The sequence below is a fragment of the Streptococcus mitis genome, from assembly GCF_946190325.1.
Classification (GTDB): Bacteria; Bacillota; Bacilli; order Lactobacillales; family Streptococcaceae; genus Streptococcus; species Streptococcus mitis_CF.
In genome coordinates, this window is record NZ_CAMHZR010000001.1 from 578,255 (window position 1) to 590,375 (window position 12,121).

Here is a 12,121-nt window from a genome sequence, read left to right on the forward strand (position 1 = left end):
TCTGGATTCAAGTTAGTCCCACTTCAATCCCACATGTTCGTTCATTTCTTTATAGGCTGTATCAATTCGTTCCTTAGTCGCTTCATCTAACTGATCACGATGACTGCCACCCTCGATAAAATCTTCTAAGATATAGGTTTGATAATGATATAGGGGATATCCTTCTGGTGAAAAGGTTCCCTTTGGTGTTCGATTGACCCAAGTTGGATGAGCTTTAGCTGTGTCAATAGTTGTTTTTCCACCTTTTTTCTTGACAGTTACATCCATAAGAACACCACGCTCAGTCCACTTCGCATTGTCTACACCAGTCATTGTTTCAATACGTTGGTTAGAAATAAAGTTTCCCATAGAATAAATGATAAGTTTTTTCTCTCCATCTTTTTCAATAGTCTCTGATGGTTCAACTACGTGTGGATGGCCTCCAAAGATAATATCCGCTCCCCAATCAATCATCTTGTGGTACAAAGCCTTTTGCTCTTCAGTCGGTTCTATTCGATACTCAACACCCATCTGAGGCATGATAACAGTAATATCCGCTTCCTTCTCTGCACGCTCAATTTCAGCCTTCATCTTATCTTCGTTTAGGTCTGAAAGATAGCGGTTATAATCTTCTTGAGAAATACTTTGCTCAATTCCATTAAATCCATAAGAATAAGCCAAAAGTGCAACCTTGATACCGTTCACTTCCTTGATAACGAGCGGAGCTTGATCACGTGACTCGTGCGTATAAACTCCAATAGGTGTCATTCCTGCCTTTTCAATTGCATCTGCCGTTGAAATAACTCCTTCAATTTGAGAATCTAAAACATGATTATGGGCTAAATCTAAAACATGATACCCAGCATCTTTAATAGCATCCATTACTTGACCAGGAGCATTAAATAAAGGATAGCCAGCTAGATAATGATCTTTATTAATGGTCCCTTCAAAATCACCTATTGCCAAATCTGCCTGCTTAAGCCAAGGAGTTACGTATTCAAAATTCTCATGAAAATCATAGCTGCCATCTTCCTTTTTAGCTGACATATAGATAATATCATGGTAAAGTAAATCTCCATGGGCCATAATACGAGCACTTGTTTCTTCTTCCTGATCTTTAGATTTTTGATTTGTCTTATTTGTTTCTTTAGAAATGGCATCCTTTTTTTGACTGGTCAAGGGGATTCCTTGGAAACTTTCAAACAGCAAGACCAAGCCCATTGATAAAGCAACTGCTAGCAAGAGTATCGCCACAAATCCCTTATTACTCCACTTGCGATAACTCCTAAAAAAGTTTACAAAGCCTCTCACAAAATGAAAAACTGGTCCACGTTTATGTCTATCTTGTCTTCTTTGCATCTTCATTCTCCCTACTTTCTAATGCAAGCCTTTTCTTTTTATTATATCACAGATAAGTAATTCTTTCACAATTGATACTCTTCGAAAATCAAATTCAAACCACGTCAGCGTCGCCTTACCGTACTCAAGTACAGCCTGCGGCTAGCCTCCTAGTTTGCTCTTTGATTTTCATTGAGTATGAATTGAACTTCTATCTATTTTCTATAAATCCTAAAGGCTGTAATGCTTTCATTCCTTGTCATTTTGTGATATCATGTAGAGGTAATGAAAGGAGAGAAAATGTCTGCAATAGAACGTATTACAAAAGCTGCTCACTTAATTGATATGAACGATATTATCCGCGAAGGGAATCCTACTCTACGCGCAGTTGCTGAGGAAGTCACTTTCCCCTTGTCTGACCAGGAAATCATCCTAGGCGAAAAGATGATGCAATTCCTGAAACATTCCCAAGATCCTGTCATGGCTGAAAAGATGGGACTCCGCGGTGGGGTTGGACTTGCTGCTCCCCAGTTAGATATCTCAAAACGCATTATCGCTGTTTTGGTGCCAAACATTGTCGAAGAAGGCGAAACTCCAGAGGAAGCCTACGACTTGCAAGCCATTATGTACAATCCCAAAATCGTCTCTCACTCTGTTCAAGACGCTGCTCTTGGTGAAGGAGAAGGTTGCCTCTCTGTTGACCGCAACGTACCTGGCTATGTAGTCCGCCATGCTCGCGTTACGGTTGACTACTTTGACAAGGATGGAGAAAAACACCGTATCAAGCTCAAAGGCTACAACTCCATCGTTGTTCAGCATGAAATTGACCACATCAACGGCATCATGTTTTACGATCGCATCAATGAAAAAGACCCATTTGAAGTTAAAGATGGTTTACTAATTCTAGAATAAAGAAAATCCCGTTGCAAGACGGGGTTTTGTGTTATAATAGAGGCATGAAAACAAATGATATTGTCTATGGCGTCCACGCCGTTACCGAAGCCCTCCTTGCAAATACTGGCAACAAACTCTACCTCCAAGAAGATCTCCGAGGTAAGAACGTTGAGAAAGTCAAGGAACTGGCTACAGAAAAGAAGGTGTCCATTTCTTGGACTTCAAAAAAATCCCTCTCTGAGATGACTGAAGGCGCTGTCCACCAAGGTTTTGTTCTACGAGTATCTGAATTTGCCTATAGCGAGCTAGAGCATATCCTTGCAAAAACGCGTCAAGAAGAAAATCCTTTGCTATTGATTCTGGACGGGTTAACTGATCCCCATAATTTGGGTTCAATCTTGAGAACAGCCGATGCGACCAATGTTTCAGGTATCATCATTCCCAAGCACCGTGCTGTCGGAGTTACTCCTGTCGTTGCCAAAACGGCCACAGGTGCTATTGAGCATGTTCCAATCGCCCGAGTGACCAATCTCAGTCAAACCTTAGATAAACTTAAGGATGAAGGCTTCTGGACCTTTGGAACGGATATGAATGGTACTCCTTGCCACAAGTGGAATACAAAAGGGAAAATTGCCCTCATCATCGGAAATGAAGGAAAAGGTATCTCTAGCAACATCAAAAAACAGGTTGATGAAATGATTACCATTCCTATGAATGGACATGTTCAAAGCCTCAATGCTAGCGTTGCTGCAGCTATTCTCATGTACGAAGTTTTCCGAAATAGATTATAAAAAAGTTTCCAGTCATCTGATTGGAAACTTTTTATGATTACACTCAATGAAAATCAAAGAGCAAACTAGGAAGCTAGCTGTAGACAGCTCAAAGCACTGCTTTGAGGTTGTAGATAAGACTGACGAAGTCAGCTCAAAACACTGTTTTGAGGTTGTGGATAGAACTGACGAAGTCAGTACCCATACCTACGGCAAAGCGAAGCTGAGGTGGTTTGAAGAGATTTTCGAAGTGTATTAACTATGTTCTGTGATAAATTTATAGGCTTCTTGACCAGCGATAGCTCCATCTCCAACTGCTGTTGTTACTTGGCGAAGGTCTTTCAAGCGAACATCTCCAACGGCAAAGATACCATCAACTGCAGTTTTCATGTGGTTATCTGTCACAATCCAACCTGCCTTATCTTGGATATTCAATTCTTTAACAAAATCGCTAAGAGGGTCCAAGCCAACATAGATAAAGACGCCACCGAAGGCTTGTTCTGTCACTTGACCTGTTTTCACATTTTCAAATACGACAGATTCTACTCTGTTTTCACCCTTGATTTCCTTGACTACAGAATCCCAGATAAAGCTGATTTTCTCATTCGCAAAGGCGCGGTCTTGTAAAACTTTTTGGGCGCGAAGTTGATCACGACGGTGAACAATGGTAACAGTCTTAGCAAAACGAGTCAAGAAGAGGGCTTCTTCAACAGCTGAATCTCCACCACCGACTACCAACAAATCTTGGTCACGGAAGAAAGCACCATCACACACAGCACAGTAAGAAACACCACGACTGTTCAGTTCTTCTTCTCCAGGTACTCCCAAAGGACGGTGTTTAGAGCCAGTCGCTACGATAACTGTACGTGTTTCATACGTTTGGTCATCAGTAATCACTTTCTTAAAATCACCATGGTCTTCGACATTTTCAACATAACCATAAATGTGCTCAACACCAAGATTTTCAAGTGGTTCAAACATCTTTTCAGCCAATTCTGGTCCACTAATATTAGCATATCCTGGGTAATTTTCGATATCAGAGGTATTATTCATCTGACCACCTGGCAGACCACCTTCAAGCAAGGCTACTTTTAGATTGCTTCGAGCAGCATACAAGGCCGCAGTCATCCCTGCAGGTCCAGCACCGATAATAATAGTATCGTACATATAGATTCCTTCTTTCCTGTTGTAACTACCTTTATTCTAACTCTTTCTTGTCAATCAAGCAAGGATTATGCCTTGAAAACAAGAATTAAACTCATAACCGCAAAGGATAATACTGGAACAACCAAGACCCCAATCATAATCATATCATAGAGATGGGCTTGGCGAGCCTTAGCTGTCTTATCAACTCCCGACATGGCTCTCAGTCCAATCCAAATCCCTAAAAAAATCAGGACGAGGATGGTAGTCAAGATTAAACTCTCGAAATATAAAGAAAATAGTTGCAGTAGCATGATTTCTCTCATTTCTATCTTTTTTAAAGAGTAAACTCAGCTAGTCCAGCTAACTGAGTTTTCCTTTATCTATTATATCAAATATAAGTCCGTTTGTAACTAGCGAAGAATTCTTTTGTTCGCTCTTCTTTAGGATGGTGGATAATCTCATCCGGTGTTCCAGACTCAATGATTTTCCCCTTATCTAGGAAGAGAATCTTATCAGCCACTTGGGCTACAAAGGACATGTCATGACTAACCAAAATCATGGTTTGACCTGACTTAGCAGCATCTGCAATAGATTTTTCTACTTCACCAACCAATTCTGGGTCAAGGGCTGAAGTTGGTTCGTCTAAGAGCAAGACATCTGGTTTCATAGCAAGCGCACGCGCTAAGGCAACCCGTTGCTTCTGTCCACCTGATAAATGGCGAGGGTAATGGTTTTCACGGTCAGAAAGCCCAACCTTAGCCAACTCTTCCTTGGCAATCTTAGTCGCTTCTTGGTCAGATAATTTCTTGACCACAACCAAGCCTTCTTTCACATTATCAAGTGCTGTTCGGCGTTCAAACAAATTAAACTGTTGGAAAACCATAGACAACTTACGGCGTAGGGCAAGGATTTCTTCTTGAGTGATTTTAGAAAAATCAACTGAGAAATCATCAATCTGAATAGAGCCACTGTCAGGTGTTTCAAGATAATTGAGACTACGAAGGAAGGTTGATTTTCCAGCTCCTGAAGAACCAATCAAGGCTACAACTTCCCCTTTTTGAATATCCAAGTTCAGATGATCCAAGACAGTCTGTCCTGAAAAGGATTTGCTTAAATTCGAAATCTTAATCATTAACGAAGGTCTCCTTTCACATCTGTTTGCACTGTATCGGGTGCAGAAATAGCCATTTTTCTCTCGATGAAACGACCAAGGCTTTCAATTCCGATATTGACTACCCAATAAACAAGGGCAACGGAGATAAAGCGTTCAAAGTAGCGGTAATCAGCTCCACCCAAAATCTGAGCTTGGGCAAAGACTTCCACAACACCCGCACTAAAGGCTAGAGAAGTTCCTTTGGTCAAGCCGATTAGGGAATTGATTAAGGTTGGAGTCGCCACAACGGCCGCATTTGGAATAATCACGCGACGATAAACTTGCGCTCGGGTCATCCCCAGACTGCGTGCCGCCTCAATCTCACCAGGATTGACTGAGAGAATGGCTGCACGAATGGTTTCACTAGCATAAGCTGCTTCATTAAAGGCAAAGGCGACAATTGCAAAAGCAGCGGCTGGAATCGCATTGATATTGAAACCAGTTCCCCATTGCTGATTGAGAGCTTTCAAAGCCAAAGGAATTCCGTAGTAGGTCAACATGAGTTGCACCAAAATCGGTGTCCCTTTTAAGAAGCTAACAAAGAAGGCCTGCAAGGGGTATAAAATTTTGACACGATTGATCTTCACAATGGCAAAAAGAAGCGCCAAAACCAAGCCAAAAAGAGCACCACCAATGGTCAACATAATCGTTATTGGAAGTTGTTGGACAATTCTCGGGATTCCATCAAAGACCGAACGCAAGCTAAACAGCTTGCCATCCGGAATCAATTGCATCAAGTTTTGGTACCAATCTGATGCTAAAATCGTTGTAACATTCATAAAAACATCCTCTCCTGATAATGATTCATTCTACCATACTTCTGCCGGCAATGAAATTATTTGCTACGGTCAGATACAGACTTTGTCTACCTACTAGTTTATCATACTTTGAAACAGGGAGGTTATATATTTTATCTATCAAAGAGATAGATAAAAACTATTTCAATCCCAATTCTTCATAAGCTTTTCGATAACCGATTTGCTTAACAGTTCCATTTTCTACTAAAATCGGTCGTTTTAATAACATACCGTCGCTTGCTAGCAACTGAGCTGCTTCTTGATTTGATAAACTTCCTACCTTATCTTTCAGCCCCAATTCACGGTATTTGATTCCACTGGTGTTGAAAAATTGCTTCAACTCGAAACCTGAGGTCTCTAGCCAGTTTAAAACGACTTCTTGACCAGGTGTTTCTTCCACGATGTGAACAGCTTTATAGTCTACACCGAGTTGGTTTAATTCTTGTTTTGCTTTTTTACAAGTTGAACATTTTGGGTATTCGATAAATTCTAACATGTGTTTCACTTTCTATTGTTTATATCTTTAAAATCTGCGTCTTCATGCTCCAAGAGCCAAGCTTTCTTTTCCACTCCTGCAGCATAACCTGTCAGACGCTTGCATGCTCCCAGCACACGATGACAAGGTACTAGGATAGACCAAGGATTGCGTCCTACCGCTCCGCCAATTGCTTGAGCAGAAGCCACTTGCAGATCTTGGGCTATTTGTCCATAGGTCACTGTCTGACCATAAGGAATTCTCTGTAAATAGGACCAAACTCGCTTTTCAAAATCCGTTCCGATTGGAGCCAAGGGCAAGTTGGATAAATCCTGAGACTTACCTTTAAAGTAAGCATCTAAGCAAGTAATAACTGGGTCTAAAATGGGATGACTAACAACTGCTTCTATCGTCTCATCTCCTAGTCCCCTCTCAAAATGCTTCTGCTCCTGCACCCAAATGCCATACAGATATTGCTCGTCAGCAACCAAAGACAAGGTTCCTATTGGCGAAAAGTAGAGCATTTTTACGTACTTCTTTTGCATTATTTCTTCAATTTTTGATAGGCCAAGCGTTCGCCATCAACTGGAACCTTACCAACCTGTTTAAAACCAAGCTTTTCAAAAATATGTTGCATAGCTTTGTTTTCAGCATGCGTATCTGAGCGAAAATCAAGATAGTCAAAACCTTCAATCAAGCCCTCTAAGAAGGTTTGAGCAACTCCTTGTCCCTGGACATCTGCTGCCACAGCAATACGGTGAAAGACTATGTACTCTGACTCTCCAGCTTGCCATTTTCCTTCATAAATGGCTTCATAGACTGCCTCTGGACTCTTGGTCACAGCTGCATAAGCTAGTAGTTCTCCCTCTTCCAAGGCTACGTAGGCTTGACCCGAGATAATATCTTCAATAATAATATCAGCATTTGGATAGCCATTTTGCCACTGGTCACTACCAGCATCTGCTAAACATTTTTTAGCATCTTCCATCACCTGCATGATGGCATCTACTTCGTTTGGAAAAGCTAAACGAATCTCCATCTTTTCTCCTCATTTCTGACTAGTTTCTCCCATCATAGCATAATTTAAGTCTTTCTACAAGCAGTTAAAACTTGACTTTCTTTTTTTATTATTTTATAATCTAGTTATTAAAACTAGATAAAAAGGAGTTGAAAATGAAAACTACCTTTTCCTACCCCAAATGGGCAGAAATCCCAAATATTGACCTCTATCTGGACCAGGTTTTGCTCTATGTCAATCAGGTCTGCGCCCCTGTCTCTCCAGATAAAGACAAGGGATTAACAGCATCCATGGTCAATAACTATGTCAAACATGGTTACCTGACAAAACCTGATAAGAAAAAATACCAACGCCAACAGATTGCCCGTTTGATTGCTATCACAACCCTCAAATCTGTATTCTCTATTCAAGAAATAGCACAGACACTTAATACTCTACAAACTCAAGCAAGTTCAGACCAACTCTACGATGCTTTTGTAAACTACATGAACCAAGGAATTGATCCAGCTAACCCCATTATCCAAACCAGCTGCCAAACCGTTAAACTCTATCATCAAACTCTAGCCTTAATCCATCATACTCAAGAGGAGGTAATCCAATGAACACTAGTCTTAAACTCAGCAAACAACTCAGTTTTGGAGAGGAGATTGCTAATAGTGTGACCCATGCTGTAGGTGCAGTCATCATGCTCATCTTACTCCCCATTTCATCCACCTATAGTTATGAGGCACACGGATTTTTATCATCTATCGGCGTTTCCATTTTCGTTATTAGTCTCTTTCTCATGTTTCTATCATCCACCATTTACCACTCTATGGCCTATGGTTCGACCCATAAATATGTTTTGCGAATCATCGACCATTCTATGATTTATGTTGCCATTGCTGGCTCATACACGCCCGTCGTCTTGACCTTAATGAATAACTGGTTTGGCTATCTGATTATTGCCATCCAATGGGGAACGACCATCTTTGGTATTCTCTATAAAATCTTTGCTAAAAAAGTCAATGAGAAATTTAGCCTTGCTCTTTACCTGATTATGGGCTGGTTGGTTCTAGCTATCATTCCTGCCATTATCAGTCAAACGACACCAATTTTCTGGAGTCTCATGGTAACTGGCGGACTATGTTATACAGTTGGAGCTGGATTTTACGCCAAGAAGAAACCTTATTTCCACATGATTTGGCATCTTTTTATCCTAGCTGCGTCTGCCCTCCAATACATTGCCATTGTTTATTACATGTAAAAAAGTTGAGAAATTCAATCTCAACTTTTTTCTTTACACATATTGATAAAGTACTGGTGCAAGCGCACATCATCAGTCAATTCTGGATGAAAAGAAGTTACCAACATATTTTTTTCTTGGGCTGCAACGATTTGATTATCAACTGTTGCTAGAATTTCTACACCCTCTCCAACACTAGTGATAATTGGACCACGAATAAAGGTCATTGGAATCTGACCGACTCCCTTACATTCTGCTTCCGTGTAGAAACTTCCTAGTTGGCGCCCATAGGCATTGCGCTCGACTACCATATCCATAGTTCCTAGATGACTCTCGTCCTGAGAAGTAATTTCCTTAGCCAGCAAAATTAAACCCGCACAGGTCCCAAACACCGGTAAGCCAGATAGAATTGCTTCTCGAATGGGAATCAGCATGTCCTGCTCACGTAAGAGCTTGCCCATGGTTGTAGATTCCCCACCAGGTAGTATCAAACCCGCCAAGTCACTCTGATTTTGCTGAAAATCCTCTAAATTTCTGATTTCAACACTCTCGATACCTAATTTCTCTAGCACTTTTGCATGTTCTGCAAAGGCCCCTTGCAAGGCCAATATTCCGATTTTCATCTATTTTCCTCGCTCAGCCATGAGGATTTGGATCTCATTTTCATTGATACCAACCATGGCTTCTCCTAAATCTTCAGAGATTTGAGCTAAAATTTGAGGATTTCGGAAATTAGTTACCGCTTTGACAATGGCACTCGCTCGTTTAACAGGATCTCCTGACTTAAAAATACCTGAACCGACAAAGACACCCTCTGCCCCTAATTGCATCATCAGCGCAGCATCTGCTGGCGTTGCAACGCCTCCAGCAGCAAAGTTTACAACAGGCAATTTTCCATGTTCATGGACGTATTGAACCAATTCTACAGGTACTTGCAAGTCCTTAGCAGCAACATAAAGTTCGTCCTCTCGTAAGTTTTGAATACGGCGAATTTCCTGATTCATCATACGCATATGACGAACAGCTTGAACAATGTCTCCTGTCCCTGGTTCTCCTTTGGTACGAATCATAGAAGCACCTTCAGCGATACGACGCAAGGCTTCACCCAAATCCTTAGCCCCACAGACAAAAGGAACTTGGAATTCTTTCTTATCCACATGGAAACGGTCGTCAGCTGGAGATAAAACTTCGCTCTCATCAATATAGTCAATCTCAATAGCCTCTAAAATCTGTGCCTCAACAAAATGCCCGATTCTGACCTTGGCCATTACTGGAATACTAACCGCTTCTTGGATTTCCTTAATCATCTTTGGATCACTCATACGGGAAACACCACCAGCTGCACGGATATCAGCTGGAATCCGCTCCAAGGCCATAACAGCAGCCGCACCAGCAGCTTCTGCAATGCGGGCCTGTTCAGGATTCTGAACGTCCATGATAACCCCACCTTTGAGCATCTGTGCCAAATTTTTATTTAGTTCATAACGATTTTCAGTCATTTATTTTATCCTCATTATTTATATTGGTAGCTACCATTTCATTTTAAGTTAGATTAAAATGAAGTACAAGATAAAAAAAACGTAATTGTGTGGGTACAGATTGGCTAAAAAAACTATCTGACCTTAGCTTAAGGCCAGATAGTTCATCAAATTTTATTTTTCAGCTGTAAGGGCAGCCATTGTGATGTAGTTATATGGTTTGTTGAAGTGTGGCAAGAAGAATAGGTCTGTCAATGCCAATTTATCAATTGTCACATGTTCTTGGATAGCAAGTGAGAACATGTGGATTCCCATGCTGATTGCAGAATCGCGTGAAACCATTTGTGCACCAAGAATTTCACGGCTATCTTTGTCAAAGACAATCTTGATGGCTACTTCATGGTTATCATGTTTCATGAATTCTGGTTTTTGAAGATCGTTAAAGCCTGTTTCAGTTGCATTGTAACCAGCAGCTTTAGCTTTTTCAAGAGTCAAACCAGTTGAAACCATATGAAGACCGTAGATAGAGATACCGTTTGATCCTTGCACACCAATTCCTTCCAATTCATGTCCACAAGCGTTGTAAGCACCAACGATACCAGTACGAACAGCGTTTGAAGCAAGAGCAATGTAGCTTGTGTCTTTACGAGCATTGTCATAAACAGTTGCACAGTCACCTACTGCATAAACACCCGGAATTGATGTTTCTTGTTTCTTATCTACAAGGAAAGCACCGTTGCGGAAGAGTTCAATCTTACCATCAGCAAGGGCTGTGTTTGGACGGAAACCAACCGCAAGAACAACCATATCCACATCGAAAGTTTCTTTATCAGTAATCAAGCGTTCAACTTTTCCGTCACCTTCGATTGCTTTAACAGTTTGACCAAGAGCTAAGCGGATGTTGTGGTCTTCCAAGTTCTTCGCCATCATTTGAGTGAAGTCCTTGTCATAGTAACCGTTCAAGACAGTATCAACGATATCAACAAGGATAACTTCTTTTCCAAGACGCTCAAAGGCTTCAGCAAGTTCAACACCGATGTAACCACCACCAACAACGGCAATACGGTCAAGGTGTTGGCTCTTGTCAGCCAATTTGTGAATCACTTCTTCAGCGTTTTGGTACAATTTAACGAATTGTACATTTTCAAGAGTTGCTTTAAATTCGCGGTTTCCTTTGACAATTTCAACACCTTCGATTGGTGGTAAGATTGGTGTAGAACCTGTAGCGAAAATCAATTTCTCGTATGATTCTTTGTGCTCTTTTCCTTCAACTTCTGCTGTAACTACTTTGTTATCATAGTCAATTGAAAGAACAGGTGAGTTCATGTAAACTTTAGCACCTTTAGCTTCCAATTTTTCTTTATCAGAATAGAACAAGCCTTCAGCACCGTCGATTTGTTCTCCAATCCAAAGGGCCATTCCGCAACCTAGGAAAGAGATGTTAGAGTTCTGGTCAAATACAACGATTTCGTTCTCATTTCCAAAATTATCCAACATAGTATTAATACATGCTGTACCAGCGTGGTTAGCACCAACTACAACGATTTTACTCATAGAAAAATTCCTACCTTCAATTTTAAATTTACCTTTCTAGTATAACATTTACTGTTAGCGTTTACAAGAGTTTAGCTAATTTTCCCGTTTTTTTTGTAAAAAAATGTAAATAATCTGTATTTTATCAGTCTTTCTTACAATTACTCTTTATTTTCTGAGCATATTTCTTGACAAGTTTACAAATTTTATTTGTGAAAACGCTGACTTTATGGTATGCTAGTATCATGAAAAGAAAATGTAAGGGGTTAAATTTAATATAAATTTACTATATTTCAGCCTTCTTTTCATAAAAGA

15 protein-coding genes are annotated in these 12,121 nt (G+C 40.5%); 4 read left to right on the top strand and 11 right to left on the bottom strand.

The genetic code is table 11. The annotated features are described in order from the left end of the window. Positions 1–12 precede the first annotated feature (12 nt). A complete protein-coding gene (locus N8M95_RS02830; protein ID WP_314725968.1) occupies positions 13–1,338 on the bottom strand; it encodes a CapA family protein in 1,326 nt (441 codons plus the stop codon). Between the two features lie 279 nt (positions 1,339–1,617). Between N8M95_RS02830 and def the strand changes: the two genes are divergently transcribed. Together def and rlmB are read left to right on the top strand one after the other, a co-directional pair. Beyond that, positions 1,618–2,229 (top strand): peptide deformylase, encoded by a 612-nt coding sequence (def, locus tag N8M95_RS02835; protein ID WP_060805483.1) that lies wholly within the window; start codon positions 1,618–1,620, stop codon positions 2,227–2,229. 44 nt (positions 2,230–2,273) lie between these two features. After that, on the top strand, positions 2,274–3,002 hold the full coding sequence (gene rlmB / locus N8M95_RS02840) for a 23S rRNA (guanosine(2251)-2'-O)-methyltransferase RlmB (RefSeq protein WP_261116575.1): 729 nt from the start codon (positions 2,274–2,276) through the stop codon (positions 3,000–3,002). A gap of 234 nt (positions 3,003–3,236) precedes the next feature. Here the strand turns inward: rlmB and trxB are convergent, their stop codons facing one another. From trxB to N8M95_RS02875, 7 genes are all read right to left on the bottom strand, one after another. Continuing rightward, on the bottom strand, positions 3,237–4,148 hold the full coding sequence (gene trxB / locus N8M95_RS02845; RefSeq protein ID WP_261037060.1) for a thioredoxin-disulfide reductase: 912 nt from the start codon (positions 4,146–4,148) through the stop codon (positions 3,237–3,239). A gap of 65 nt (positions 4,149–4,213) precedes the next feature. Further along, the gene (locus tag N8M95_RS02850; RefSeq protein ID WP_000926599.1) at positions 4,214–4,438 is read right to left on the bottom strand and encodes a DUF4059 family protein; all 225 of its coding nucleotides are present in this window, start codon (positions 4,436–4,438) and stop codon (positions 4,214–4,216) included. Positions 4,439–4,515: 77 nt separating this feature from the next. Next, positions 4,516–5,259: an amino acid ABC transporter ATP-binding protein gene (locus N8M95_RS02855; protein WP_000590982.1), complete on the bottom strand. Its 744-nt coding sequence runs from the start codon at positions 5,257–5,259 to the stop codon at positions 4,516–4,518. Continuing rightward, entirely contained in the window at positions 5,259–6,059 is an 801-nt protein-coding gene (locus N8M95_RS02860) for an amino acid ABC transporter permease (RefSeq protein WP_001103445.1), read from the bottom strand. Before N8M95_RS02860 ends, N8M95_RS02855 begins: the two co-directional genes overlap by 1 nt. Positions 6,060–6,216: 157 nt before the next feature. After that, complete coding sequence (locus N8M95_RS02865; protein ID WP_261116576.1) at positions 6,217–6,573, bottom strand: arsenate reductase family protein; 357 nt, start codon at positions 6,571–6,573, stop codon at positions 6,217–6,219. A gap of 5 nt (positions 6,574–6,578) precedes the next feature. Next, positions 6,579–7,097 (bottom strand): methylated-DNA--[protein]-cysteine S-methyltransferase, encoded by a 519-nt coding sequence (locus tag N8M95_RS02870; protein WP_020901893.1) that lies wholly within the window; start codon positions 7,095–7,097, stop codon positions 6,579–6,581. Then, positions 7,097–7,591 (bottom strand): GNAT family N-acetyltransferase, encoded by a 495-nt coding sequence (locus N8M95_RS02875; protein WP_261116577.1) that lies wholly within the window; start codon positions 7,589–7,591, stop codon positions 7,097–7,099. The genes N8M95_RS02870 and N8M95_RS02875 overlap by 1 nt, the downstream gene beginning before the upstream one ends. 134 nt (positions 7,592–7,725) lie before the next feature. Here N8M95_RS02875 and N8M95_RS02880 point away from each other — a divergent pair, with 134 nt between their 5' ends. Beyond that, entirely contained in the window at positions 7,726–8,172 is a 447-nt protein-coding gene (locus N8M95_RS02880) for a DUF1836 domain-containing protein (RefSeq protein WP_125453260.1), read from the top strand. Further along, complete coding sequence (gene trhA, locus N8M95_RS02885) at positions 8,169–8,816, top strand: PAQR family membrane homeostasis protein TrhA (RefSeq protein ID WP_001097996.1); 648 nt, start codon at positions 8,169–8,171, stop codon at positions 8,814–8,816. Before N8M95_RS02880 ends, trhA begins: the two co-directional genes overlap by 4 nt. Positions 8,817–8,836: 20 nt before the next feature. Here the strand turns inward: trhA and pdxT are convergent, their stop codons facing one another. From pdxT to nox, 3 genes are all read right to left on the bottom strand, one after another. Then, complete coding sequence (gene pdxT / locus N8M95_RS02890; protein WP_261116578.1) at positions 8,837–9,418, bottom strand: pyridoxal 5'-phosphate synthase glutaminase subunit PdxT; 582 nt, start codon at positions 9,416–9,418, stop codon at positions 8,837–8,839. Then, entirely contained in the window at positions 9,419–10,294 is an 876-nt protein-coding gene (gene pdxS, locus N8M95_RS02895; RefSeq protein WP_000138517.1) for a pyridoxal 5'-phosphate synthase lyase subunit PdxS, read from the bottom strand. Between the two features lie 153 nt (positions 10,295–10,447). Continuing rightward, positions 10,448–11,827: a H2O-forming NADH oxidase gene (gene nox / locus N8M95_RS02900; RefSeq protein WP_261116579.1), complete on the bottom strand. Its 1,380-nt coding sequence runs from the start codon at positions 11,825–11,827 to the stop codon at positions 10,448–10,450. Between the last annotated feature and the right edge of the window lie 294 nt (positions 11,828–12,121).